This window comes from Rhodococcus sp. BL-253-APC-6A1W, from assembly GCF_012843405.1.
GTDB lineage: Bacteria > Actinomycetota > Actinomycetes > Mycobacteriales > Mycobacteriaceae > Rhodococcus.
Window position 1 is genome coordinate 43,671 of sequence record NZ_JABAFB010000007.1, and the last position, 25,153, is coordinate 68,823.

Below are 25,153 nucleotides of genomic sequence, written 5' to 3' on the forward strand. Positions count from 1 at the left end.
CTAGATTCGGAGCATGAATGCTCCGTGGGGTGTCGATTCCGAAGTCGGTGCGCTCCGGGCGGTGATGTTGCACCGGCCCGGCGCGGAACTCGAGCGGCTCACACCTCGGAACAACGACCAGTTGTTGTTCGATGCCCTGCCGTGGGTGGCACGTGCGCAGGAAGAACACGACGCATTCGCCGAACTGTTGCGTAGTCGCGGTGTCGAGGTCCTGCTGCTGGCCGACCTCCTCACCGAGACCCTCGAGGTGAGCGGGGCCGCGCGGGTCCAAAGTATTTCCAGTGCCGTCGACCCGCGTCGTCTCGGGCACCCACTGGCGGAAGAACTCGCGGGGCATCTACGAGGGGTGCCGGCCCCGGACCTCGCCCGGATACTCATCGCCGGCATGACGTTCGACGAGCTTCCCGCCGAAGGCATGGACGTCGCGCCGTCGCTGGTGCGGATGATGCATCACGGCGCCGACTTCGCGATCGAGCCGCTGCCCAACCTGCTCTTCACGCGCGATTCCTCGTTCTGGATCGGCCCGCGCGTCGCAATCCCGTCGCTCGCGCTGCCCGCGAGGCGCCGGGAAACGAATCTCACCGATCTCATCTACGCGTTCCATCCGAAATTCCTCGGTGTGCGCCGCGCCTACGAATCGCACACCGCTCCGGTCGAGGGTGGGGACGTGCTGTTACCGGCACCCGGTGTCATCGCCGTGGGCGTGGGGGAACGCACCAGCCCTGCGGGGGCGGAAGCTCTCGCGCGCAGTGCCTTCGAAGACGGAATTGCGCACACTGTGCTCGCGGTGCCGATCGCGCAGCAGCGCGCGTCGATGCACCTCGACACCGTGTGCACGATGGTCGATGTCGACGCGGTGGTCATGTATCCGGCGATTCGGGAATCTCTGCAGGCATTCACGATTCGCAGCACAGGCGACGGTGGAGTCCGGATATCGGGCGCCCGGCCGTTCCTCGAGGCTGCGGCCGACGCGATGGGGATCGAGAAGATCCGGGTGATCGACACCGGTCTGGACGCCGTGGTGGCCGAGCGCGAGCAGTGGGACGACGGGAACAACACCCTCGCCGTGGCGCCGGGAGTGGTCGTCGCCTACGAACGCAATGTCGAGACGAACACCCGGCTCGAGGATTCCGGCATCGAAGTGCTGCGGATCGCCGGGTCGGAGCTGGGATCCGGCCGCGGCGGCCCGCGATGCATGTCGTGCCCGCTGTCGCGAGCACCCGTGTAGCTCCCGGGCCGGCCGTCGGCCGTCTCGTCAGATGATGTCGCGTACCCGGTCCACCGGGCGGGCCAGAACGGTGCCCTTGTCGGTGACCACCAGCGGCCGCTCGATGAGGATCGGATTCTCCACCATCGCCGTGAGCAGGTCGTCCTCGCTCGCGCCGGCGAGGCCGAGTTCCTTGTACAGCGTTTCCTTGGACCGGATCGCTTCGCTGGGCTTCAGTCCGGCGTCGGCGAGCAGCGTCGTCAGTTCCTCGCGTGAGGGCGGAGTGTCCAGGTACTTCACCACAGTGGGTTCGATGCCCGATTCCTGCAACAGCTTCAAGGTGTTCCGGGACGTGCTGCACCGGGGATTGTGATAGATCGTCGCGTGGGTTGCCATGGCTCGATTCTGCACTGTCGCCCGTCCCCGGGAGCTGCCGGTTTGGGCGCCGTCGCCGCGGCGCTCTACGATTCCGCGGTCACTCCCGTCCACACGGGATCATCGGAAAGGCGTGCGGGACACATGCTCAAAGGCTTCAAGGACTTTCTGCTGCGCGGAAACGTCATCGAACTCGCCGTCGCGGTGGTGGTGGGCGCCGCGTTCACCGCGATCGTGACCGCATTCACCTCGAACATCATCAACCCGCTCATCGCAGCAGTCGGTGGCGACAACGAGATGGGTTTCGGGTTCCGGGTCATCGCGTCGAACGACGCCACCTTCATCGACATCGGTGCGGTGATCGCGGCGGGGATCAACTTCTTCATCATCGCCGCGGTCGTGTACTTCGTCCTGATTCTTCCGGTCAACCTTGCCAAGGCCCGCTTCGCGCCGGACAAGGAACCCGAGGACGAACCCCTGAGCGAGACGGATCTGCTGATCCAGATCCGCGACCTGCTCGAGACGGGCACGTACAGGCAGGGTGGTGACGATTCGCTCGAGCAGGACGGCAACACGTCGCCGAGGGGCGCTACGAGGGTGAACGCCGGTTAGCTTTCCGTTGTGGCCGTGACGGCAGGGAAGCGCTGCTAACCTGCCAAGATGCTCGATATCGTCATCGACCACGACTCGGCGGTCCCGCCCTTCGAGCAACTGCGCCGACAGATCGTCGAGCTCGTTCACCGCGGCGACCTCATCTCCGGCACGAAATTGCCCACCGTTCGCGGCTTCGCAGAGACCCTCGGGATCGCGCCCAATACGGTGGCGAAGACCTACCGTGAACTCGAGCAATCCGGCGTACTGGAGACGAAGGGCCGGGGCGGCACATTCGTCGCGGCGAACGGAGACCCCACGCGTATCGGAGCCCAGCGCGCGACGAGTGAATACGTGGCCACCGTCCGTGCGCTCGGGGTGTCCGACGAAGAAGTCCTGGCGCTGGTACACGCAGCGCTCCGCGCCGGCTGACGTTTCTTTCGTGATGTCGGGTTGGTAAACCCCGGCAGAAGTGCCTGGTCAGCGTGTTTCGAGTGTTGCGGTACCGAACAGTTCTTCGAAAGAGGCCTCGTAACCCGGCGGACATTGCAAGGTTTGACGAATGAGTCTGCGTCACGACCGGCGCGTGTCCGAAGAATCCCCGGACCCGGGCGTCGGTACTTCCTCTGCCGAGGTCCGAGATCGGCCGCGAACCGACCGCGTCATATTCGGAGTCGCCGCCGGCCTGGTAGTGGCCATTGTGCTGTGGGGGTTGCTGGACACCGAGAGCTTCGACACGATCACCGGCAACACCCTCGACTGGATCGTCGTCGAGCTGGGCTGGCTGTTCGTGCTCGCGGCGAGCGGGTTCGTGTTCTTCGTCCTGTGGCTCGCGCTCAGCAAGTACGGCCGGATTCCCCTCGGCAAAGACGGGGAGACGCCCGAGTTCCGCACCGTCAGCTGGATCGCCATGATGTTCAGTGCGGGCATGGGCATCGGCTTGATGTTCTTCGGCGTCGGTGAGCCACTGAGCCACTACATCGACGAGCCACCGGGCACCGTCGGTGGCACCGGCACCGCAATGGCGACCTCGATGTTCCACTGGGGCCTGCACCCGTGGGCGATCTATGCGGTGGTCGGGCTGGCCATCGCATACGGAACGTTCCGGAGAGGTCGCAAGCAGCTGATCAGTGCTGCGTTCATTCCTCTTCTGGGTCATCGCGCGGAAGGTCCGCTCGGGAAATTCATCGACATCCTCGCCCTGTACGCGACCCTTTTCGGTACCGCGGCGTCGCTCGGTCTCGGCGCGTTGCAGATCGGGTCGGGGTTCGAGGTCACCGGCTGGCTCGAGACGGCCGGCGTTGCCCTGCTCGTCGGGATCGTCGCGATCCTGACCCTGGCCTTCATCGCCTCGGCGGTATCCGGAGTCGCCAAGGGCATCCAGTGGTTGTCGAACATCAACATGGTCCTCGCGGTCGTCCTCGCGCTGTTCGTCTTCGTGTTCGGGCCGACCGTGTTCATCCTCAATCTGATCCCGACGACCCTCGGGGCGTATGCGGCAGACTTCGCCCAGATGTCGGCCCGGACCGCCGCATCCAACGGCCCGGCCGGGGAGTGGCTGTCGAGCTGGACGATCTTCTATTGGGCGTGGTGGGTGTCGTGGGCGCCCTTCGTCGGGATGTTCCTCGCCCGCATCAGCCGCGGCCGGACCATCCGCGAATTCGTGGTCGGCGTGATGCTCGTCCCGAGCGTCGTGAGTCTGCTGTGGTTCGCGGTCTTCGGAGGCGCGGCGATCAGTCAGCAGGAGGACGGACTCGACGTCGCGGGAGCGGAGAACGTGGAAGGACAGTTGTTCGGCATGCTCGGCAACCTTCCGCTGGTAGGTGTCTCCACCGTCGTCGTCATGGTGCTCGTGTCCATCTTCTTCGTCTCCGGCGCGGACGCGGCATCGATGGTGATGGGCAGTCTCACCCAACGCGGCACCTTGCGGCCGAGTCCCTGGATAGTCGCCTTCTGGGGTGCACTCACCGGTGGCGTCGCGGCGCTGCTGCTGTGGACCGGAGGCGCCGATGCTCTCAACGCGCTCCAGACGATGACCATCATCGCGGCGGTGCCGTTCGTGGTGGTCATGATCGGTTTGTGCGTGTGCCTGTATCGCGACCTGTCCACCGATCCGCTCATCGTGGGTGAACGGGCGCGACGGCACACGTTGCGCCAGATCGACTGACTGCTCCGCCCCGAACAACGACTGCCGTCCCGCGCACCGGACGGCAGTAACGAGTTGCAAGATCATCCGCGCGCCTGCACGGGCATGTCCGTGACCCGCAGTACCGTGACCGCTGCCCGCCTTTGCTCTTCGAGAGGAGTGCGCGTGACCGAGAACGACCGTTTCGATGAGGTCCTGGACCGGGACTGGAACCGGTTCGGTGAGAACCTGGCCGACCGCATAGTTGCTCTGGCCGGCACCGGGTCCATCGGAATCAGCATGGACACCGCGCACGGACCGGCGACCTACGCGCGGATCCAGCCGATGCCCGACGGTCGTGTGCAGGTCGCTGTCGCCGGTGCCGATACCGTCACTCGCTCGGTGGCACACGCCGACGAACTCGCTCGTCACGTCGTGTCCGTGCTGCGAGGCCACCGCAACGTGGTGCATCCGATCTTCCTGCACACCGATGACGCGCTCGCCGACGGCGCCCTGCGCGACCGGGTGAAGGACACGTTGTCTCGTCGTCTGGGCCGCCCGGCGCCGGTGGACGCCGACGGTGACTTCGTGCTCGTCCTCGACTCGCACGCCGTGTTCGTCGTCGTCGACCGTCCCGCGCACCGCGTCCAGTTGTGGGCGCCGCTGCTGCACGGTATCGCCGAACGGTCCGGTGCGGCCGACGCCCTCGTCGATCTCAACCGGGACTGGCCTCACATCAAGGTGGTGCTGGTGGAGGATCGGCTGGTCGCGACGGTCGACATGCTCGGCGATCCGTTCGTTCCCCGCCACTTGAACGACCTTCTCGAAATGCTGAAGGTCTTCCTCGGCACCGTGGATGCGCGGTTCGCGCGCCGATTCGACGGGATGCGTTACATCGGCGAGGTCGACTCGGACCTCATGGATCCCGACCTCATGGACCCCGATGTCATCGATCCCGACATCGAAGAGACGGTCCTGGACGAACCACCGTCATGATCCCGGTCAGCGCCAGCTGGGCAACCACAGCTGCGAGTTCCATTGCTCGATCGAGATGGGCACGGCCGTGAGGATGGGCCACAACCACACGAAGTTCGCGACCACCAACCCGAGGTAGAGGCACACCGCCAGCAGGCCGAGGGTGCGCCGTTTCGGTGAGGCGTGCCGGCCCCCGAGGATGTCGCCGAGGGTGAGAGCCACCGCCATCGCGAGGAAGGGCGCCATCGGGACCGCGTAGAAGTAGTACATCTGACGGTCGAGCGAGGCGAACCACGGCAGCAGACCGGCGCCGTACCCGGTGAGGACGGCTGCCCAGCGCCAGTCGCGGCGGATGAACATCTGCCACAGTCCCCAGCCGAGAACGGGCAGCGACACCCACCACAACGCCGGGGTACCGATCAGCATCACCGCTTTGACGCACTGCTCGGCACCGCAGCCGGAGACGTTCTCACCGTCGGCGAAGTAGTACAGCATCGGACGCAGGCCCATCGGCCACGTCCACGGCTTCGACTCCCACGGATGCTGGTTGCCCGCCGAATTCGTTAGGCCGGAGTGGAACTGGAGAACGTTGGCGCTGTAGTACCACAGCGACCGCACCGCGTCGGGTACGAACCAGAACGCGCTGTCGTGGCCGATCTGGTTGCCGACCGCGTGCCGGTCGACGCCGGTTTCGCTCGCGAACCACGACCAGTAGGTCGACAGGTACACGAGCAGGGGCACCACCACCAGCGCGTACAGAGCGGGCGGGATGTCGCGCAGCGCCGTCCCGATCCAGGGACGGCGCACCCCGTAGGAACGGCGTGCGGCAAGGTCGAACGCCACGGACATCAGCCCGAAGAACGCGATGAAGTACAGGCCGGACCACTTGGTGCCGATCGCGAGCCCCAGCATCACGCCGGCCCCGAACCGCCACCACCGCACCCCGAACCGAGGTCCCCACGCGCTGTCGCCGATCCGGCCCTCCGCCTGCACGCGCCTGATGCGGGCCCGGATGTCGTCGCGATCGACGATCAGGCAACCGAACGCGGCAACGACGAATACCGCCTGGAAGATGTCGAGCATTCCCAGTCGTGACGACACGAACGTGACGCCGTCGACGACCAGGAGCAGCCCCGCGACACCGCCGAGCATCGTCGAGCGGGTCATGCGGCGCACGATGCGCACCACCAGCAGGACGAGCACCACACCGGCGACCGCCGACGAGAAACGCCAGCCCCACCCGTTGTAGCCGAACAGCGCTTCGCCCACCGCGATCAGCTGTTTTCCGACCGGGGGATGCACCACCAGGCCGTAACCGGGGTTGTCTTCGATCCACCCGCCGGTGAGCACCTGCCACCCCTGCGGCGCGTAATGCTTCTCGTCGAAGACGGGTGTCTTCGCGTCGGTCGGGTAGTGGAGCATGGTGAACCGGGTGATCGCCGCGAGCGCGGTGACGAACGCCGTGACTATCCATCCGCGTGCCCGGTCGGTGGGTCCGGGGTCGGGTGGCGGGACGAGCGGCCCGGGGCTGAGGAGGCGACGGTCCGGGGCCGGGGAAGGGCGGTGGTCCGTCACGGTCACGTCCCGATCGTAGGCTGAACCCCATGCAGGCAGTAAATCCGGCGAAGGCCGAGAGCTCCGGACAGGGACGACTCGTGCTGGCAGCCACACCGATGGGCCAGATCGGGGACGCATCGAAACGACTCTGCGACGCCCTCGGTACCGCCGACGTCATCGCGGCCGAGGACACACGCCGCACCCGTTCCCTTGCCGCCGCGCTCGGTGTCGCCATCACGGGCCGGGTGGTCAGTTTCTACGACCAGGTCGAGGTGTCGCGACTGCCGGGCCTGGTCGCGGATGTGGAAGCCGGTCTGACGGTGCTTCTGGTCACCGATGCCGGCATGCCGTCGGTCAGCGACCCCGGATACCGGCTCGTGGCGGCCTGCGTCGAGGCGGGCCTGCCGGTCACGTGCCTGCCGGGCCCGTCCGCGGTGACGACAGCGCTCGCACTGTCGGGGCTGCCGGTCGAACGGTTCTGCTTCGACGGCTTCCCACCGCGTAAACCAGGACAACGCCGTGCCTGGCTGGCCTCCCTCGCCACCGAAGCCCGTGCCGTGGTCTTCTTCGAGGCGCCGCACCGGCTTGCCGCATGTCTGGCCGACGCGGTCGAGGTGCTGGGCGGGGAACGGCGCGCGGCGGTCTGCCGTGAGCTGACCAAGACGTACGAGGAAGTCCGGCGGGGGACCTTGGCGGAACTGGCCGACTGGGCCGTCGAAGGTGCGCGCGGTGAGATCACGGTCGTGCTCGAAGGCGCCGCGCCCGTGCACACCGACCCCGAGGACCTCGTCGACGAGGTGGAACGCCTCGTCGCGGACGGAATGCGACTGAAGGAAGCCTGCGCCGAGGTGGCGGGGACCAGGGTGTCGAAGCGGGAACTGTACGACGCCGTGCTCGACGCGCGACGCACCTGAGACGAGGCAACCCCGGCGGGTGGGCCTACACTTTCCCGGTCGAATCGAGGACCAGGGGAGTAGATGAACGCGCTGAACGACTTTTTCGTCAAGACAGCGGAGGTGGTCTGGGGTCCGTTCCTGCTGATTCCGCTTCTGTTGGGCACCGGTCTGGTGCTGACCATCCGCCTGCGCGGTGTGCAGTTCCGGAAGCTGTGGCCCGCATTGCGGCTGGGACTGATCACCCGGCACGATCCCGGTGCCACGGAAGGCGACATCTCGCAGTACCAGGCCTTGACCACCGCCCTGGCGGCCACGGTCGGCGTCGGCAACATCGCCGGTGTGGCGACCGCGATCTACTTCGGCGGGCCGGGCGCCCTGTTCTGGATGTGGATCACCGGCCTTGTCGGTATGGCCAGCAAGTACTCCGAAGCGTTCCTCGGCGTGAAGTACCGCCGCGTGGACGCCAGGGGTGAACAGAACGGCGGACCGCAGCACTACCTCGCGCGAGCGATTCCGAACCGATTCGGCCTGATCCTCAGTCTGATGTTCGCGGTGTTCGCGGTCCTGGCGAGCTTCGGAATCGGCAACATGACGCAGGCGAACACCGTCGCCACCCAGCTCGACGACACGTTCGGCGTACCCACGTGGACCAGTGGTGTCGTGATGGCGGTGCTCGCGGGTGCGGTGCTGCTCGGCGGCATCAAGTCGATCGGCAAGGTGACCGCCGGTTTCGTGCCGGCGATGATCGTTCTGTACGTCGGCGCCGGCATCCTCGTGCTGGCGATCAACATCGGCGAGCTTCCGTCGGCGTTCGCTCTCGTCTTCTCCGACGCGTTCACCGGCACCGCCGCCACCGGCGGGTTCATCGGCTCGGTGTTCATGGTCGCTCTGCGCTACGGCGTCGCCCGCGGCATCTTCTCGAACGAGTCGGGGATGGGCAGTGCGGCGATCGCGGCCGCCGCAGCCCAGACCACGCATCCCGTGCGCCAGGGTCTCGTGTCCATGACGCAGACCTTCATCGACACGATCGTCGTCGTCACCTTCACCGGCATGGTCATCATCACGACCGGCGCGTGGACCACCGGAGAGCGCGGCTCGACCATGACGTCCACGGCGTTCGAAACCGGCCTCGGCGGTGAGTGGGGCGGCTGGATCGTCGCCGTCTCGGTGGTGTTCTTCGCGTTCTCGACGATTCTCGGTTGGTCGTACTACGGGGAGCGGTGCCTCGAACGTCTCGTGGGTTCGCGGGGCGTGCTGCCGTACCGCGCCGTCTTCGTGGTGGTGGTGTTCATCGGCGCGACCACCGAACTCGAGGTGGTGTGGAACTTCTCCGACGTGATGAACGGGCTCATGGCCCTGCCGAACCTGATCGGACTGCTGGTCCTGTCCGGGATGATCGCGCGGGAGACGAAGGCCTACCTCGACCGCGATCCGTATCTGCTCGGAGAGAACCGAACACTCGAGAAGCCGGACAGCGCGTAACCGGCGTGTCCTCGGGGGGTTTCCTCCGCGCGGACCGGGACTACCCCTCATCAGCCCCTATCAGCGCGGAGGCCCCACCCCACCCGGCAAGGGAGCGACCCCTTGCGTGGCATCCACTTTGCCCGCCTCCCGGCGGGTCGTACAAAGGCCCAACCGCGCGGAACGGGTATCATCCCAGCTCAGCTGCGGTGAGGAATTATTCCGCAGCGGACAGATGGGACCCGATCCGCGAGGAAACGGGAGGTGAAAGGGCGCGGAAAAGATGTCGGAGACCAGCCGAAAACCTGGCGCAGCCCAGCGGCAGTTCTTCGCCGACCAACTCCGCATGCTGTTCGCCGCTGCCGGCCGTCCCGCACTGAAGAAGGTCGTGTCGGAAGCTGCTGCGGTGGCCAGAGCGATGGGCACCGACCGCGTCGTGTCCGTTCAGCGCGTGAGCGACTGGCGGAGCGGGAACCGGTTACCCGCCAGTTTCGAATCGGTCCACCCGGTACTGGTCGTCCTCATCCGCGCGGCTCGCGACCTCAACTCCGAGCCACCCGTCACCGGGTTGTACTCACTGAAACAGTGGGAGTCCTGGTGGACCAACGCCCGGGGACAGTCCGGCGCACCCCGCGCCGAGAAAACGCCGCCGTCGGTGCCGCAGGGCATGCGCCCCTACAAAGGGCTCGCGTCGTATCAGGAGAAGGACGCCCGGCTGTTCTTCGGCCGCACCCAGAGCGTGCGGGCACTCGCCGACGTCGTGACCGCGGCGCACGGTCAGGGCCCGGTCATCGTCACCGGCGCGTCGGGCGTCGGCAAGTCCTCGCTCGTGCGTGCGGGCGTGATCCCGCAGATCTGCGGAGGATCGGACTGCCGATCACTGGTCCTGACCCCGGGCACCCACCCCGTCGCACGGCTGACGGAACTGCTCCCGGGACTCGCCGAGGTCGAGGACCGCACCGACCCCGCCGCCGTGCAAGCGGCGTTGCGCGCCGAACTCGCGCGGATGTCGGCGTCCACGCTGCTCATCGTCGTCGACCAGATCGAAGAGCTGTTCACCCAGTGCACCGACCCTGCCGAGCGCACCGAGTTCCTGCGACTGCTCGAGATCGCCGCGACCGGACACGTCGGTGACGCCCCGGCCATCGTCGTCGCGACGATGCGGTCGGATTTCTACGACAAGGCCGTCACCTGCCCTGTTCTTGCCCGCGCACTCGAACGTCGCACCAAGACCGTGCAGCCTCTCGAACGCTCCGACCTGGTCGAAGTCATCACCGTGCCCGCACGGATGGTGGGCGTGCGACTCGAGGCGGGCCTCGTCGAGCTGATCCTGCACGATCTCGGGGGTCTGGCGGACGGCGAGATCAGCGGCAAGGAACTGCCGTTGCTCTCGCACCTGCTCGACACCCTGTGGGACAAACGCTCCGGCGGGGCCCTGACGGTCGCGGCGTATCGCGCGACGGGCGGTGTACGCGGTTCCATCGCCGCGAGTGCGGAACGTGCGTGGGAGAAACTCGACGAAGCCGATCGTGCGCTGGCCCGGGCCATGCTCGTGCACCTCGTGTACGTGACGGCGACGGGCACCGACGTCAAGATCGCCCGCCCGCTGCCCGAACTACTTGCGGTCGCGGGTGGCAACCGCGACGCCGCGGCGCGCGTCGTCGACCATTTCGTGTCTGCTCGCGTGCTGGTCGCGGATGCCGGAAGCGTCGAACTCATCCACGACGCGGTGATCGACGCGTGGCCGCGCCTGAAATCCTGGATCCAGGACGACCGGGCCGATGCCGCGCTGCGGCAGAGGATCGAAGCCGACGCCGTGACCTGGATCGAGAGCGGTCGCAACAAGGGGCTTCTCTATCAGCGCGGGCGTATGGACGTCGTGGCCGAACAGAATCCCAGTCTCGGCGACCCGGGGTCTGCGCCGCGCACGGACGACGTGGTCGCACTCAGTCCGAACGCCGTGGAGTTCCTCGATGCGTCGAGGAGACAGATCGCCTGGCTGGGTAGAAGGCGACGCGCCATCATCGCGGTTCTGGCACTCGCGGCGCTGGTCGCGCTGGTGATGAGCGGGGTCGCCTGGGTGGCGAAGGGGCGCGCGGAGGCGGAACGCAGCACCGCGCAGTTCCAGCAGATCATCGCGTTGTCCGACTCCATGCGTGACGAGGACCCGACCACGTCGTCACACCTCGCGCTGGCGGCCGCTCACCTGCGGCCCGACAGCGACGTGGCGTATTCGCGGCTCATCGCGACCCAGGGGGTTCCCCTCGCCAACACCCTCAGGGGGCATACCGGGCCGGTGTACAGCACCGCCGTCTCCCTGGACGGTTCGGTGCTCGCCTCGGCGAGCGACGACGGTACCGTCCGTCTCTGGTCGCTCGGGGAGGACTCCGGGCCGGCGGTGATCGGCGATCCGCTCCAGCTGTCCTCGAAGTACATGGCGTCGGTGTCCTTCAGTCCGGACGGCCGATACCTCGCCGCGGGCGGCGGCGACGGTGCGGTGTGGATCTTCGATATCTCCGATCACGCCGCACCGAGGCCGGTGCTGGACCAGGAGACCTTCGCCTCGGGCGCCGTCCACAACGTGAGGTACGGACCGTCGGGCCGTGTGCTCGCCGTGCCCTACGACGACGGTACGGTCGCGCTCCTCGACACGTCCGATCCGACGTCGGGGCGTTTTCCGGTGGCGTCGGTCCGCGGCCACGAGGGCGCGGTGCGGACCGTCGCCTTCCGGCCGGACGGGGCCGTGATGGCCACATCCAGCGACGATCGCACCGTGCGGCTCTGGGACGTCACCGACCGGGCAGCACCGGTTCCCCTGGGCGAGCCGCTGCGGGGATTCGAGGACGTCGCGCACTCGGTCGGGTTCAGCGGCGACGGCAGGACCCTCGCGGCCAGCAGCGACGACGGCGTGTTGCGCCTGTTCGACACCAGCGATCCGAGGGCCCCGTATCCCGTCGGGGTTCCTGTGCGCGCCCACACCGGCGGTGTCTGGAGTATCGCGTTCCTTCCGGACGGCCGGACGCTGGCCAGTGCGTCCTGGGACGGCACCGCGAAACTCTGGGACATCGACCCCGAGGAGCGGTACCTCGACGAAATCAGTCCCGCGCTGACCGGTCACGGCGGCGGTGTCGCCACCCTCGCGATCACTCCGGACGGAGACACGGTGATCACCGGAGGTCAGGACGCCAATCTGCGTGTCTGGACGATGCCGCACACACGGATCTCCGTCGTCGATGCGGCATTGACCAAGCCATCCGTCAGCCGCGCCGGGGATCTCGTCGCCACCGGCAGCTACGGCCCGACGGTGTCGTTGTGGCGAGTCGACGATGCCGGAGACTGGGACCGCGCGGGAGGCGTGACCCTGCCCCGCCCGCTCGGCGGTGCCTACGTGTGCGCGTTGTCGCCCTCCGGCACCGTTCTCGCGACGGCACCCACCTCCGGCGGGAGCGTCCAACTCTGGGATGTCCGCGATCCCGCCGACCCGCGACCGTTTGCCGATCCTGTTCCGCTGGGCACCCGGTTCACCTCGTCTCTCGCGTTCTCACCGGACGGCGCGACTCTGGTGACCGGTGCCGACGACTTCTCGGTGCAGTTGTGGGACATCGCCGACCCCGCAGCGCCGGTGCCGTGGGGAGATCCGCTCACCGGTCCCGAGAATCTGGTCCGTACCGCCGTGATCAGCCCGGACGGCCGGAGCCTCGTCGTAGCGAGCGCGGACAGCAGCATCTACGCGTGGGATATCGCCGACCCGCGGGCTCCCATCCCCACCACGGTGTCCGGCGGGCACGATGCCGGAGTCAACGCCGCGGCATTCGGGCGTGAAGGGGACGTGCTGGTCACCGGCAGCGACGATCACGGAGTTCTGATGTGGGATCGGGACGTCGCCGGAAACTTCACCGCGCGACCCCAAGCGCTTCGCGGCCACACCGGCACCGTGTACTCGGTATCGATCACCCGTGACGGCACCAAAGCGATCAGCGGCAGCGACGACGGGACGATCCGGTTGTGGGACGTGTCCGACGCGGAGGGCATGCGGGAGGTCGGTGGCCCGATCACCGACACCGGGGTCGGACGCTGGCAGGTGGTGTTCCGGCCCAACGGAACGGTTGTGGCAGCGGGCGGCGACGGGGTGCTCCGGATGTGGAATCTCGACGCGGCCGCTGTCGCGCAGCGGGTCTGCCGCTCTACGTCCGGACGGGTCAGCGACATCCTGCCGCGGTTCGATCTGCCCGCACCCGCTCGCGAGGTGTGCTGAGCGCGAGGATGCTCGCCGCCTTGTCGAGGCATTCCTGCCATTCGGCGTCGGGGTCCGAATCGATCGTGATCCCGCCGCCGACGCCGAGCACGCAGGTTCCCGCGCCGAATTCCACGGTCCGGATCGCGACGTTCAATTCGGTGCCGGCGAGCGGACTCGACATGCCGACGGTGCCGCAGTAGACGCCGCGGGAGTGCGGTTCCCACTGCCGGAGCAGGTCACGAGCGCGGATCTTGGGACATCCGGTGACCGACGCCGGCGGGAACGCCGCCTCGAGAAGATCCGCGGTGGTGACGCCGGGCCGCGACCGGGCCGCCACCGTCGAGACCAGGTGCCACACCCCGGGCGCCGGCCGGACCGCGAGTAGTTCTTCGACGGTGACACTGCCGGTCTCCGCGACCCGGCCCAGGTCGTTGCGAACCAGGTCGACGATCATGATGTTCTCCGCCACGTCCTTGACCGATGCCCGCAGCAGTGCCGGGTCGGCGGACAGCGGGAGCGTGCCCTTGATGGGGCTCGAGCGCAGGGCGTCGCCGTGACGGGAGACGAACAGTTCGGGCGAGAGCGACGCGACGGCGCCCCATGGTCCTTGCAGGTATGCGGCACGCGCGGGTGCGGTCCGCGCGACTGCGGCGGTGAAGAACGCCAACGGGTCTCCGGTCCACGTACCGGTGAAGCGCGTGCAGACGCACGCCTGGTACACCTCGCCGGCGCGGATCGCGTCGAGGCACTGCTCCACACCGCGTCGGTGCGTCTCGCGGTGCGGCGGCGACCAATCGATGTGCCAGAACCTCTCCCGGACCCGGGGTTCCACGACGGCGGCAGCCAGGTCGGACGGGCACGGAGCAGCACCGAGGGTCTCGTACCACCAGCACCCGTCGGCATCGAGCCTGAGCACGGTGTCGGTCCAGCCACCCGCCGCGGCGGGCAGCCCGGAGTGTTCCGGCGACGGACCGGACGCAGACCCGTCCGGGTAGGCGAGATAACCGATCCAGCCGCCGCCGACGGCCGGGCCCCCGGGCGTACGCGCCTCCCGGATATCCGGGCACGCGAAGGCGTCGGACGGGTCGACCGCGCCGGTGGCCAGGGACGGTGCGATCAGGGCGGCCGAGCCGAACCAGTCGCCCGTCACCGCCGCGGGAGGCGGCACCCCGAGGTTCCGCGCGCGTTCCGCGAGGGAGGCGAGAACCTGAGCGGGAGTGCCACCGCGCCCGAGCCGTTCCATCCGCATGGCTCGAGCTTGTCAGATCGCCCCGGCAGCCCCCGGGTGAGCCCCGAGATGCGCGAGCTTGTCGGGGTTGCGTACCACGTACACGCCCGTGATCAGGTCGTTGTCGATCTCGAACTGGAGGACGAGATCGAGTTTTTCACCTGAGTACACGAGCAGTCCCGGCATGCTGCCGACCGGGACGGCCTCGATTCTCATGTCCGGCAGCGGGTGCCGCACGAGCCCGCCGAACAGCCGCGCCACTCGGGCCGCGCCGATCACCGGAACCCTGGCTGCGGTGGCCTTGCCTCCTCCGTCCGCGATGTACACGACGTCGGGTGCCAGCAGTTGCAACAGGGTGTCGACGTTGCCGGTGGTGGCGGCGGCCAGGAATTCGACGACCACCCGGTTCGCCTCCTCGCCCGCGGGGGTGAACCGACGGCGGCGCGCACGGACGTGTTCGCGCGCTCGGTGGGCAATCTGTCGCACGGTGTCCTCGCGGCGGTCGACGGTCTCGGCGATCTGGACGTGGTCGAATCCGAACACCTCACGCATCACGAACACTGCACGTTCGAGCGGACTCAACGTTTCCAGGACCAACAGCATCGCCAGCGACACCGACTCGGCGAGTTCGATCGCCCCGGAGGCATCCGGCACTGTGAGCACAGGCTCGGGAAGCCACGGGCCCACGTATTCCTCGCGGCGACGCCGCGCCGAGCGCAGACTGTTGAGCGCCTGCCGGGTCACGATCTGCGCCGCGTATGCACGCGGGTTGTCGACCGCGGCCCGATCGGTGCCGGCCCAGCGCATGAAACTGTCCTGGAGGACGTCTTCACTGTCGGCGACGCTCCCGGTGATCTCGTACGCGATCGAGAACAACAACCCCCGGTGTTCGGTGAAGACGTCCACGGCCGTCACTGCGCACTCCTCGCGGGTCGAATGAGGCCGCCGCCCTGACCTTCCCCTGATCGGAGGTCGCGGCCCCGAGCCTGTCGTCGCATCGACAGGATCGTCCCACGCAATATCGATTCCTTCACCGGTGCGACGGCCCGGCCACGCAGCGAGAACGCGGAGGGGCTGTCGTCACGTGCGGTGAACTGCACCGCGCCGCGGCCGCGTCCGAGCGAGAGACATTGGGCGACGAACCTCAGCGACAGCGGCGAGGGCGAGCGGCCTTGCAGGATCTCCCAGACGGTGTCGGCACCGTGCGCGCCGAGCGGCATCGCGGCCTGGCAGCTCATCCGGATATGGCCCCGGCCCGCGACGGTCACTGCGTCGCCGACACCCACCACGGCGGTGCCGTCCGCCGACTGCAGGCCGGCGTCGACGCGCAGCCTGCCGGAGGCGTCCACCGGCAGCCCGCTGCGACGGGCGAGGTCGGGAACCGAGAATCCGCCGGCCCAGACGACGAGCGCAGCGGGGATCGCGGTGCCGTCGTCGAGGAGTACCGCGTCCTCGGTCAGGCGCGTCGTGTGCACGCGCGGCCGCACGTCGATACCGAAGCTGTCCAATGTGCGGTTCACGTACTGCCGGGTGCCGTCCGGGAAGCCCGCGCCCGGATCACCGACGAGGCTGTAGTCGGCCCCGGGATGTTCGGACGCGAGTTCGGCGGCGACTTCGATGCCGGTGAAGCCCCCACCCACGACCACAACCGGCGCGTGGGCGGGAAGTTCGGCGAGCGCGGTGTGCAGCGCTGTCGCAGATTCGAGGTCGGAGACGGAGAACGCTCTTTCCATCCCGGGCACGGCGCTCGTTGCCGGGCCGCTTCCGACGGCGTACACGACGACGTCGCACCGTAGTGCCGTGCCGTCGGTGAGCGTTACCGCGTCGGGCTCGATCCGTTCCGCCGTAGCCACTCGCAGCGAGGCGCGTGGATGCAGCAGGTCGGCGAGGTTGTGGGTGGCAGACCCCGAACCGGCGGCCACCTGGTGCAGTCGGGTTCGTTCGACGAACACCGGCCGCGGATTCACCACGGTCACTGCCACCTCGGGGTGGCGTGCCAGCCGATTTGCCGCCGTGACGCCCGCGTACCCCGCGCCGACCACCACCACGTCGAATTGCGTTGTCATCTCGATCGCCCTTCACTCGGTTCGGATGTGTCACCGATGGGACACCGGTGGAGCGCCGTGTGTGACATCCGATCGCGAATCGCTACGCACGCGGGCTCTGGAAGGTGACGGGGTCACCGCCCGATGCGGTGCTGCCAGGCCTCGAGGGACGCGGACTCGGCCGCGTCGCGCCCCGCGTGGAAACCGTCGGCGTCGATCCCGCGGCTTCGGGACGCCCGGGTAGTGGGGAAGAGACGCCGGAACTCGGTGTCCACCGCTTCCGAGCGGCGCGCCAGGATCGGCGCGAGGGAGGTCACCGGGACGTGCGCGTCGGCGGCGGCACCCGCCGTGGCCCGAGCGTCGGCCTCGCGCAGCCTCTCGCCGACCCGCTTCGCGTAGCCGGTGAGGAACGCGCGGCGGAACGCCGTTGCCGACCCGCCGCGCCGGCCGGCGGTTCCGGCGGCACCGAGAGCGCGGGTCGCCTGTACGAGGAGTGAGGTGAAGAGAAGTTCGACCTGTGCAAGATCTGCCACGGTGCCGACGACGGTCGCGATCTGCACGCGGGTGAACCACACGGTGCGGACCCGATTGGCGTCGCCGATCGCGGTGAGCAGCAGCACCTTCTCTTTGATATACGGGCCGTCGAGGTGGAGACGCCGGCCGCGCACGGGATCGGTGAGACGAGTGGTACCGGTGAGCAGTGCGGAGCCGAGCGCGTACCGCGTCACGAGTTCCTGCGCTTTCGCAGTGAGCGCCTCGGCCTCGTCGGGGAAGTCGGTGGATTCCGCTTTCGACAGCAGACCGCGGATGCGGTCGAGCACGCGTGGATCGGGTGCGGCCTCTGTGGTGTCGCCGGGAGTGCGCAGGGGTGGCCACTGCGAGGGTGGGGCATCGAGCCGGGTGAACGCCGGTAGGTACTTCCAGGTGAAGGCCAGCCCGTCGACCTGGTAGCGGGAGATCTCGGGACATGCGTATCGCAGGCCCGTCCCGAGGTCGGGCGAGAGCGCGGCGAGCCGGGCGGGCACCGGGTGCCGTTCGGCGATGGCCTGCACTTGCCGTACCCAGTCGTCGGGAGCGCGTTCGGCGGCCCGGTTACGGCGCGCATCGAAGAGCACGGTGAGCGCGGCGAGCGGGATGTCGGTGTCGTCGCCCGACCTCGCGGTCAGGTGCAGTATGTCGGCGGGTTGCCAGCCGCGCTCGTAGACATCCCCGAGTTCGGCGAGGAGCACCTCGGCGTGCAGCTCGTCTGTTCGAATGTATGTTCTATCGCTCCGCATGAGCGGAGTGTGGCGCACCCCACCGACAGAACCGGTGGGGCGTCGCGAACCTGCTGGTGAGGGCTCAGTCCTCGTCGACGTAGCGCGGGAACACCGGGGACGGTGCGGGGAGCGCGGTGCCCGGCACGAGCCGCGTGGCGATGTCCGCGAACTGCCGGGCGCCGGGGTCCTGGCCGAGCAGATCGAGGATCTTGGCACCGGAATCGGGCATCACCGGCTGAACGAGGATCCCGACGATACGCACGACCTCGAGCGTGACGTAGAGAACCGTCGCCATGCGCTCGGGATCGGTCTTGCGGAGCACCCACGGCTGCTGCGCGGAGAAGTAGCGGTTGGTTTCGCCGAGCACTCGCCAGATCGCCTCGAGGCCGAGGTGCAGTGCCTGCACGTCGAACTCGGCGCGCACCTCGTCGAGCAGTGCGTCGGCCTGCGCGAGCATCGCCTCGTCTTCCGCGGTGAAAGCACCCGGAGTCGGAGCCTGACCGTCGAGGTTCTTGGCGACCATGGTGAGCGAGCGCTGCGCGAGGTTACCGAGGTCGTTGGCGAGGTCGGCGTTGATGCGGCTCGCGATGGCGTCGTGGCTGTAGCTGCCGTCCTGGCCGTACGAGATCTCACGCAGCAGGAAGAAGCGCAACTGGTCGAGACCGAAGCGCTCGACCATCTCGAGGGGATCGACGACGTTGCCCACCGACTTGGACATCTTCTCGCCCTTGTTGAACAGGAACCCGTGCACGAACACCCGCTTGGGCAGTTCGAGGCCCGCGGACATCAGGAATGCGGGCCAGTAGACGGTGTGGAACCGCGTGATGTCCTTGCCGATGATGTGCAGGTCGGCGGGCCAGTAGCGCCGGTAGGACTCGGATTCGGTATCGGGGAACCCGGCACCGGTGAGGTAGTTGGTGAGGGCATCGACCCAGACGTACATCACGTGCTCGGGATTGCCGGGGACGGGAACGCCCCAGTCGAACGTGGTGCGCGAGATCGACAGATCCTTGAGCCCGCCGGCGACGAAGCTGACGATCTCGTTGCGCCGGGTCGCGGGGGCGATGAACTCGGGCTGTTCCTCGTACAGCTTCTGCAGCCGGTCCTGATACGCCGACAAGCGGAAGAAGTACGTGGACTCCTCGGTCCATTCGACGGGCGTGCCGGTATCGGTGGAGATGCGCGACCCGTCTTCGAGCAACGTCGTCTCGGCGTCGGTGTAGAAGGCCTCGTCGCGGACGGAGTACCAGCCCGCATAGGTGTCGAGATAGATGTCGCCCGCATCGACCATCCGCTGCCAGATCGCCGCGCTCGCCTCGAGGTGGTCCTGGTCCGTCGTACGGATGAACCTGTCGTACGAGATCTTCAGGGCCTTGTCCATCGCCTCGAAGACGTCGGAGTTGCGCGACGCGAGGTCGGTGACGGAGATTCCTTCTTTCGCCGCCGTCTGCTGCATCTTCAGGCCGTGCTCGTCGGTACCGGTGAGGAAGCGGACGTCGAAGCCGTCGAGACGCTTGAACCGGGCGATCGCATCCGTGGAGATGTACTCGTAGGCGTGCCCGATGTGCGGGACGCCGTTCGGATACGCGATCGCGGTGGTGACATAGAACGGCGGGCGGGAGGAATCAGGCGCAGTCATGGTGGCGCTAGTTTATAGGGCGTGAGCAAAGCCCGTCCCGCCCCCGAACCCCCGCAGCCGCTCGCGCCTCTCGTGGACGCCCACACGCATCTCGATGCGTGCGGAGCGCACGACGCCGCGACCACCGCCGCCATCCTGGATCGGGCCGCCGCGGTGGGAGTCGGGCGGGTGGTCACCGTCGCCGACGATCTCGATGCCGCGAAGTTCGCGGTCGAGGCCGCCCATTGGGACGAGCGCGTGTTCGCCGCGGTGGCGATCCATCCGACCCGTGCCAACAGCCTCGACGACGCGATGCGCGCCGACATCGAGACGCTCGCCGCCGATCCGCGGTGTGTCGCGGTGGGGGAGACGGGCCTGGATCTGTACTGGCCGGGCAAGCTCGACGGCTGCGCCGAACCCGCGGAACAGGAAGACGCGTTCCGCTGGCACATCGATCTTGCGAAGCGCCTGGGCAAGCCGTTGATGATCCACAACCGTGAGGCCGACGCGGACCTGCTGCGTGTGCTCCACGCCGAGGGCGCACCGGAGACCGTGATCTTCCACTGCTTCTCCTCGGACGCGGACGTGGCACGCAAGTGCGTCGACGCCGGGTACGTGCTCAGTTTCTCGGGCACCGTGAGTTTCAAGAACGCGAAGGCCCTGCGGGAGGCCGCACCGCTCGTGCCCGCCGACCTCGTGCTGGTCGAGACCGATGCGCCGTTCCTGACACCGCACCCCTTCCGTGGTGCGCCCAACGAGTCGTACTGCCTGCCGTACACGGTGCGGGCGCTCGCGGAGGTGCGGGGCGAGAGCGCCGAGGAACTCGCACACGCGACCACAGCGAACGCCGAACGGGTATACCGACTTTCGTGAACGACACTCACGTGGGCAGCCACCGCGTGAGACCGTAGGGTTCATGCGCGCATTCGTCCACACCTCCCACCCCTCTCGGGTGATCTTCGGGGCGGGGAGCGCAGCGGGTGTCGCAGACGAGGTTCGGCGACTCGGCGGCACGCGGGTGCTGCTGCTCGGAGGCGCCCATGTGGATGCGCAGGCCACCCTCGTGGAAGAGATTCTCGGTCCGCTGATGGTTGCGCGCTTCGACGGGGCGGAGATGCATACGCCCGTCGTGGTCACCGAGCGTGTGATCGTGAGCATGGCAGAGCACTATGTCGATGCGATCGTCGCGGTGGGCGGCGGCTCGACCACCGGTCTCTCGAAAGCGCTCGCGCTTCGTAGCGGGCTGGACCAGGTAATTCTGCCGACCACCTATGCCGGTTCGGAGGTGACGCCGGTACTGGGCGAGACGTCCGAGGGTGTGAAGGTCACGCGTTCGTCTCGGGAGATTCTGCCGGAGACGGTGATCTACGACGTCGACTTCACCGCAACTATGCCGATTCCCCTGGCCGTGACCAGCGCGATCAACGCTCTGGCACACGCGGTGGAGGCACTGTATTCCGAGCATGCGAACCCTGTCGTCGACGCTCTCGCGGTCGAGTCGATCTCGGCGATCGGTCGCGGTCTGCCCGCGCTGGGGGCCGATCTCGCGGACCGCGAGGGCCGGTCGGATCTGTTGCTCGCCGCGTGGCTGGCCGGAACCTGCCTCGCCTCCGTGGGCATGGGCTTGCATCACAAGATCTGTCACGTCCTCGGCGGATCGTTCGGTCTGCCGCACGCCGCGGTGCACACCGTGATGCTGCCGCACGTCATGGCGTACAACGCGGTGTCGGTCCCGCGCGTGATGGAACGGATCGCCGACGCGCTGGTCACTCCGACAGCACCCGCTGGGGTGTACGACCTGATCGCCGCGGCAGGCGGCCCGACGACCTTGGCCGAACTCGGTATGGCCGAAGCGGACCTCGACGAGGCTGCGCGACTGGCGACGGAGAAGCCCTATCCCAACCCGCGTGAGGTGACGAGTGTGGGTGTGCGGCGTCTGCTGGGAGAGGCCTTCGCGGGCACCAGACCGGAGTGAGGCTTTTCCTTGTAGTTGAACCTACAACCATCTTTTGTTAGCTTGGTTGTCGCGTCAACTATTTGTCGCGTCAAGCGCTGGGGCCGTCGGCTCCGCCCATCGAAAGGCCCCCTGTGAACAGCACGCTCGCTCGCGACATCGGAATCCTGGTCGCCCGTCTCGGCATCGGCATCATCTTCTTGGTCCACGGCCTCCAGAAGCTCAACGTCTGGGGATACGAGGGCACCAAGGCCGGCTTCGAGGGTATGGGTGCGCCGATCCCTGCCGTCACCGCGTTCGTGGCCACGTGGGTGGAGGTGCTCGGCGGGCTCGCGCTGATCCTCGGCGTCCTCGTCCCGGTGTTCGGGGTCCTGCTGTTCCTCGTCATGGCCGGTGCCTTCTTCATCGCGCACGTCGACAACGGCGTGTACGCCGCGGACGGTGGATTCGAACTCGTCACCGCACTCGGGCTCGGGGCGCTGCTGCTCGCCGTCGTCGGGGCGGGTGCATTCAGCGTGGACCGCTTCCTCGCGCCGAAGATTCCGCTGCTCCGCGCCGCGTAACCGCGAGGGCGACGAGAGGCTGCGGGTGCACCACCCGCAGCCTCTTTTGCTGTCCGATTCCCGCAGATTCGGCGGGTTTTGCCGTCGAATGTTCCGTGAAATGCATCGGCATATCGGAAAGCTGTAAGACGCGTCACATGCCTCCCATATCGGACATTCACACCATTGTCGGCATATCGTTTATATGCGGCTTCCAATCACGAAATGTAACCTCGGGAATTTCGTAATAAACGCAGGTAGAGGGCATCGGGTTGCCATAACAATATCGGTTCGTTACCGTGCTGTAATCACCGTCGTCTTCTGACTGGAATTGTTGTGTCACCTCTCAATAAGATCAACTCTACGAAATCCCCGGTGTTATTCGCCGTGATCGCCGCACTGCTTGTGACGCTTGTGGCAGGTGGGATAACAGCGGTCGTCAAGCATAAAGACTTGACGCTCGACATCGACGGAGAGACCAGGGCCTTCGGGACCATGAGCTCCACCGTCGGCGACATTCTCGAGGACGCCGGTTACGCCGTCGGCGAGCACGATGTCGTCGCGCCCGCTGTCGATGCGAAGGTCTTCGACGGCGACACGCTCGTGCTGCGTCGGGCCCGGGAGATCCAGCTGACCGTGGACGGGGAGAGCCGCTCGGTGTGGACGACGGCACTCACTGTCGACGAGGCGCTCGACCAGTTCCGGCTGGGCGACGACGTCTACGTGTCGGCATCGCGTTCGCATCGTCTGCCCCTCGAAGGTTCTGATCTCGAGGTCGTGAGCCCCAAGAATGTGCGGTTGGCCGACAACGGCGCTCCCGCCGCAGAGGTCCGGGTCGCCGCGCCCACCGTCGGCGATCTCCTCGAGAGCCAGAACCTGTCCCTCGAGCAGGCCGACTCGGTCAATCACCCGCTCGACGCCCCGCTTGCCGAAGGCATGGAAGTGGTGGTGACCCGCGACCGCGTCGAGTCCCGCACCGAGCGCATGCCCATCGGTCAGCCCGAAAACAGGGTCGACGATCCCGGCATGTTCGAAGGTGAGATCGCCCACGACAACCCCGGTACGCCGGGCGAGCGTGAGATCACCTTCGACGTGCACACCGTCAACGGCGTGGAGGTCGGACGCACCGAAACCGCATCGAACGTCCTGACCGAGCCCGCACCCGCCGTGGTGCGCGTGGGCACGAAGCCGAAGCCCGCGCCTCCGGCTCCGCCCGCCGCTCCCGCATCGGGACGCGGTTCGACCTGGGATTCGCTCGCACAGTGCGAGGCCACGGGCAACTGGGCTGCCAACACCGGTAACGGGTTCTACGGCGGTCTCCAGTTCACCCAGCAGACCTGGGCGGCATTCGGCGGAACCCAGTACGCTCCCCGCGCCGACCTTGCGACTCGTGAGCAGCAGATCGCGGTCGCCGAGAAGGTTCAGGCCGGTCAGGGCTGGGGTGCATGGCCTTCGTGCACCAGCAAGCTCGGCCTGCGGTGAGGCCTTCCGATGACCTCGCGGTGCGCATGACGCGCCTACAGGTGCGCTAGGTTCGCCTCGTGCCAGCAGATTCTTCAGACGCCACCCCGGCTTCTCCCCGCGGCCTCGCCGCCTTGCTCGGACCCGCAGAGGTCCGCACGCTCGCGGAGGAGTTCGGGGTGCGTCCGACAAAGCAACTCGGACAGAACTTCGTCCATGACGCCAACACGGTGCGACGCATCGTGAACGTCGCGGGTGTCGACCGCGACGATGTGGTGCTCGAGGTCGGGCCGGGCCTGGGTTCTCTCACCCTCGCTCTGCTCGACGTCGTCGATCGGGTGGTGGCCGTCGAACTCGATCCGAGGCTCGCCGAGCGCCTCCCGGGCACGGTCGCGGAGCGTGCGCCCGAACTGGTGGACCGGCTCGACGTCGTGCACATGGACGCGATGAAGGTGCTGCCCCGAGATCTGCCGGCGGCGCCGACCGCGTTGGTGGCGAACCTGCCGTACAACGTCGCAGTGCCCGTTCTTCTACACCTGTTCTCCGAGTTCCCTTCCATCCGTACGGCATTGGTGATGGTGCAGTCCGAAGTGGCTGATCGCCTCGCGGCCGAGCCGGGAGGCCGGATCTACGGGGTGCCGAGTGTGAAGGCGCGGTTCTTCGGAGACGTCCGTAGAGCGGGCGCCGTGGGGCGTGCGGTCTTCTGGCCGGTGCCGAAGGTCGAATCCGGACTGGTTCGCGTCGATCGGTACGCCGAGCCGCCGTGGCCGACCGACACCGCGCATCGCAAGAAGGTGTTTTCTGCGGTCGATGCTGCATTTGCGCAGCGCCGCAAGACATTACGTGCTGCACTGAGCACGTGGGCGGGCTCTCCCGCGGAAGCGGAGCGTCGCCTCGTCGCGGCGGGAATCGACCCGTCCACGCGGGGGGAGAAGCTCGACGCCGCCGCGTTCGTGCGACTCGCGTCCGTGGAATAATGGTGTGATCCAGCTCACTGACGCTGGTGGGGCGCCGTCGTATGTGGTCTACTGGTCTCGGTCGTTGGATATTGTGTTTGTGGTTAGCCCCTCGCACATTTCTGGTTGCGAGCGGATGCGATTAGCCACCACGGAATCGTCTCAATCGTGTAGTGACAGGCCCGGGAGGCACACAGTCTCCCGACGAGACAGGACAGTGTTTACGCGTCCTGCCTGCTTTAAGGAATACAGAATGACTGAAGGTACCGTGAAGTGGTTCAACGGCGAAAAGGGCTTCGGCTTCATTGCCCCGGCCGACGGCTCCGCTGACGTCTTCGTGCACTTCTCCGAGATCCAGGGCGGCGGCTTCCGCACCCTCGAGGAGAACCAGCGCGTGAGCTTCGAGATCGGCCAGGGCCAGAAGGGCCCGCAGGCCACCGGCGTCACCGTTATCGGCTGACACCAACTTTCTCCGGCTGGGCCGGCACCCGTTCTCGGGTGCCGGCCCAGCTGTATTTCCGGATCACCTGTGTTTCTGGATCTGTTGTATTTCTGTGGGCGCCAACCTGTTTCACCCCGCTCGGGATGTGCGGTGCGATGTGACCCCACCCACCATGCATAGCGGGTGGCCCCGATCTGTGATCTAATGGAATCTGGTCGTTAGGT

General features: G+C 67.5%; 21 protein-coding genes. 14 read left to right on the top strand and 7 right to left on the bottom strand.

Translation table 11 applies throughout. The features are described 5' to 3' along the window. Window positions 1–13 precede the first annotated feature (13 nt). On the top strand, window positions 14–1,228 hold the full coding sequence (gene arcA / locus HF877_RS12300) for an arginine deiminase (RefSeq protein WP_169621465.1): 1,215 nt from the start codon (window positions 14–16) through the stop codon (window positions 1,226–1,228). 27 nt (window positions 1,229–1,255) lie between these two features. On the opposite strand, the gene arsC is transcribed toward arcA, so the two are convergent. After that, a complete protein-coding gene (arsC, locus tag HF877_RS12305) occupies window positions 1,256–1,603 on the bottom strand; it encodes an arsenate reductase (glutaredoxin) (RefSeq protein ID WP_169621466.1) in 348 nt (115 codons plus the stop codon). 123 nt (window positions 1,604–1,726) lie between these two features. On the opposite strand from arsC, the gene mscL reads away from it, so the two are divergent. From mscL to HF877_RS12325, 4 genes are all read left to right on the top strand, one after another. Next, window positions 1,727–2,194 carry a large conductance mechanosensitive channel protein MscL gene (gene mscL, locus HF877_RS12310; RefSeq protein WP_169621467.1) on the top strand — a complete coding sequence of 156 codons (468 nt, stop codon included), beginning with the start codon at window positions 1,727–1,729 and terminating at the stop codon, window positions 2,192–2,194. Window positions 2,195–2,242: 48 nt separating this feature from the next. Continuing rightward, entirely contained in the window at window positions 2,243–2,605 is a 363-nt protein-coding gene (locus HF877_RS12315; protein WP_169621468.1) for a GntR family transcriptional regulator, read from the top strand. A gap of 130 nt (window positions 2,606–2,735) precedes the next feature. Then, window positions 2,736–4,340, top strand: coding sequence for a BCCT family transporter (locus HF877_RS12320; RefSeq protein WP_169621469.1), 1,605 nt, complete (start codon window positions 2,736–2,738; stop codon window positions 4,338–4,340). A gap of 144 nt (window positions 4,341–4,484) precedes the next feature. Continuing rightward, window positions 4,485–5,294: a hypothetical protein gene (locus HF877_RS12325; protein WP_206037043.1), complete on the top strand. Its 810-nt coding sequence runs from the start codon at window positions 4,485–4,487 to the stop codon at window positions 5,292–5,294. 6 nt (window positions 5,295–5,300) lie between these two features. Here HF877_RS12325 and HF877_RS12330 read toward each other — a convergent pair whose 3' ends face one another. Beyond that, window positions 5,301–6,854 carry a phospholipid carrier-dependent glycosyltransferase gene (locus HF877_RS12330; protein ID WP_296550996.1) on the bottom strand — a complete coding sequence of 518 codons (1,554 nt, stop codon included), beginning with the start codon at window positions 6,852–6,854 and terminating at the stop codon, window positions 5,301–5,303. A gap of 23 nt (window positions 6,855–6,877) precedes the next feature. On the opposite strand from HF877_RS12330, the gene rsmI reads away from it, so the two are divergent. From rsmI to HF877_RS12345, 3 genes are all read left to right on the top strand, one after another. Further along, complete coding sequence (rsmI, locus tag HF877_RS12335) at window positions 6,878–7,744, top strand: 16S rRNA (cytidine(1402)-2'-O)-methyltransferase (RefSeq protein WP_169621471.1); 867 nt, start codon at window positions 6,878–6,880, stop codon at window positions 7,742–7,744. A 63-nt stretch (window positions 7,745–7,807) separates the two neighbouring features. Next, window positions 7,808–9,208: a sodium:alanine symporter family protein gene (locus tag HF877_RS12340; RefSeq protein WP_169621472.1), complete on the top strand. Its 1,401-nt coding sequence runs from the start codon at window positions 7,808–7,810 to the stop codon at window positions 9,206–9,208. A gap of 262 nt (window positions 9,209–9,470) precedes the next feature. Next, complete coding sequence (locus HF877_RS12345) at window positions 9,471–13,442, top strand: WD40 repeat domain-containing protein (protein ID WP_169621473.1); 3,972 nt, start codon at window positions 9,471–9,473, stop codon at window positions 13,440–13,442. Here the strand turns inward: HF877_RS12345 and HF877_RS12350 are convergent. From HF877_RS12350 to metG, 5 genes are all read right to left on the bottom strand, one after another. Beyond that, complete coding sequence (locus HF877_RS12350) at window positions 13,387–14,673, bottom strand: aminodeoxychorismate synthase component I (RefSeq protein ID WP_169621474.1); 1,287 nt, start codon at window positions 14,671–14,673, stop codon at window positions 13,387–13,389. The two genes, HF877_RS12345 and HF877_RS12350, sit on opposite strands and share 56 nt — an antisense overlap. A 12-nt stretch (window positions 14,674–14,685) precedes the next feature. Continuing rightward, the gene (locus tag HF877_RS12355; RefSeq protein ID WP_169621475.1) at window positions 14,686–15,567 is read right to left on the bottom strand and encodes an RNA polymerase sigma-70 factor; all 882 of its coding nucleotides are present in this window, start codon (window positions 15,565–15,567) and stop codon (window positions 14,686–14,688) included. Then, window positions 15,564–16,718 (bottom strand): FAD-dependent oxidoreductase, encoded by a 1,155-nt coding sequence (locus HF877_RS12360; RefSeq protein WP_206037044.1) that lies wholly within the window; start codon window positions 16,716–16,718, stop codon window positions 15,564–15,566. The genes HF877_RS12355 and HF877_RS12360 overlap by 4 nt, the downstream gene beginning before the upstream one ends. 113 nt (window positions 16,719–16,831) lie before the next feature. After that, complete coding sequence (locus HF877_RS12365) at window positions 16,832–17,974, bottom strand: DUF2786 domain-containing protein (protein ID WP_169621476.1); 1,143 nt, start codon at window positions 17,972–17,974, stop codon at window positions 16,832–16,834. A 64-nt stretch (window positions 17,975–18,038) separates the two neighbouring features. Then, window positions 18,039–19,595: a methionine--tRNA ligase gene (gene metG / locus HF877_RS12370; protein ID WP_169621477.1), complete on the bottom strand. Its 1,557-nt coding sequence runs from the start codon at window positions 19,593–19,595 to the stop codon at window positions 18,039–18,041. 21 nt (window positions 19,596–19,616) lie between these two features. Between metG and HF877_RS12375 the strand changes: the two genes are divergently transcribed. The 6 genes from HF877_RS12375 to HF877_RS12400 all read left to right on the top strand — a co-directional run bounded on the left by HF877_RS12375 (window position 19,617) and on the right by HF877_RS12400 (window position 24,947). Then, the gene (locus tag HF877_RS12375) at window positions 19,617–20,447 is read left to right on the top strand and encodes a TatD family hydrolase (RefSeq protein WP_169621478.1); all 831 of its coding nucleotides are present in this window, start codon (window positions 19,617–19,619) and stop codon (window positions 20,445–20,447) included. A gap of 43 nt (window positions 20,448–20,490) precedes the next feature. Next, a complete protein-coding gene (locus tag HF877_RS12380) occupies window positions 20,491–21,549 on the top strand; it encodes a maleylacetate reductase (RefSeq protein WP_169621479.1) in 1,059 nt (352 codons plus the stop codon). 113 nt (window positions 21,550–21,662) lie between these two features. Continuing rightward, the gene (locus tag HF877_RS12385; RefSeq protein WP_169621480.1) at window positions 21,663–22,091 is read left to right on the top strand and encodes a DoxX family protein; all 429 of its coding nucleotides are present in this window, start codon (window positions 21,663–21,665) and stop codon (window positions 22,089–22,091) included. 315 nt (window positions 22,092–22,406) lie between these two features. Further along, window positions 22,407–23,552 carry a resuscitation-promoting factor gene (locus HF877_RS12390; protein WP_169621481.1) on the top strand — a complete coding sequence of 382 codons (1,146 nt, stop codon included), beginning with the start codon at window positions 22,407–22,409 and terminating at the stop codon, window positions 23,550–23,552. 59 nt (window positions 23,553–23,611) lie between these two features. After that, entirely contained in the window at window positions 23,612–24,508 is an 897-nt protein-coding gene (rsmA, locus tag HF877_RS12395; protein WP_169621482.1) for a 16S rRNA (adenine(1518)-N(6)/adenine(1519)-N(6))-dimethyltransferase RsmA, read from the top strand. A gap of 232 nt (window positions 24,509–24,740) precedes the next feature. Further along, window positions 24,741–24,947, top strand: a complete 207-nt coding sequence (locus HF877_RS12400) for a cold-shock protein (protein WP_072699748.1) — start codon at window positions 24,741–24,743, stop codon at window positions 24,945–24,947. Window positions 24,948–25,153: the final 206 nt, after the last annotated feature.

What these genes read in the sequence shown, in the direction of transcription:
- mscL (WP_169621467.1), top strand. Translation starts at nt 1,727, where the DNA reads ATGCTCAAAGGCTTCAAGGACTTTCTGCTGCGCGGAAACGTCATCGAA.
- rsmI (WP_169621471.1), top strand. Translation starts at nt 6,878, where the DNA reads ATGCAGGCAGTAAATCCGGCGAAGGCCGAGAGCTCCGGACAGGGACGA.
- HF877_RS12345 (WP_169621473.1), top strand. Translation starts at nt 9,471, where the DNA reads ATGTCGGAGACCAGCCGAAAACCTGGCGCAGCCCAGCGGCAGTTCTTC.
- HF877_RS12320 (WP_169621469.1), top strand. Translation starts at nt 2,736, where the DNA reads ATGAGTCTGCGTCACGACCGGCGCGTGTCCGAAGAATCCCCGGACCCG.
- arcA (WP_169621465.1), top strand. Translation starts at nt 14, where the DNA reads ATGAATGCTCCGTGGGGTGTCGATTCCGAAGTCGGTGCGCTCCGGGCG.
- HF877_RS12380 (WP_169621479.1), top strand. Translation starts at nt 20,491, where the DNA reads ATGCGCGCATTCGTCCACACCTCCCACCCCTCTCGGGTGATCTTCGGG.
- HF877_RS12360 (WP_206037044.1), bottom strand. Translation starts at nt 16,718, where the DNA reads ATGACAACGCAATTCGACGTGGTGGTGGTCGGCGCGGGGTACGCGGGC.
- HF877_RS12400 (WP_072699748.1), top strand. Translation starts at nt 24,741, where the DNA reads ATGACTGAAGGTACCGTGAAGTGGTTCAACGGCGAAAAGGGCTTCGGC.
- HF877_RS12350 (WP_169621474.1), bottom strand. Translation starts at nt 14,673, where the DNA reads ATGCGGATGGAACGGCTCGGGCGCGGTGGCACTCCCGCTCAGGTTCTC.
- HF877_RS12340 (WP_169621472.1), top strand. Translation starts at nt 7,808, where the DNA reads ATGAACGCGCTGAACGACTTTTTCGTCAAGACAGCGGAGGTGGTCTGG.
- arsC (WP_169621466.1), bottom strand. Translation starts at nt 1,603, where the DNA reads ATGGCAACCCACGCGACGATCTATCACAATCCCCGGTGCAGCACGTCC.
- HF877_RS12365 (WP_169621476.1), bottom strand. Translation starts at nt 17,974, where the DNA reads ATGCGGAGCGATAGAACATACATTCGAACAGACGAGCTGCACGCCGAG.
- metG (WP_169621477.1), bottom strand. Translation starts at nt 19,595, where the DNA reads ATGACTGCGCCTGATTCCTCCCGCCCGCCGTTCTATGTCACCACCGCG.
- HF877_RS12315 (WP_169621468.1), top strand. Translation starts at nt 2,243, where the DNA reads ATGCTCGATATCGTCATCGACCACGACTCGGCGGTCCCGCCCTTCGAG.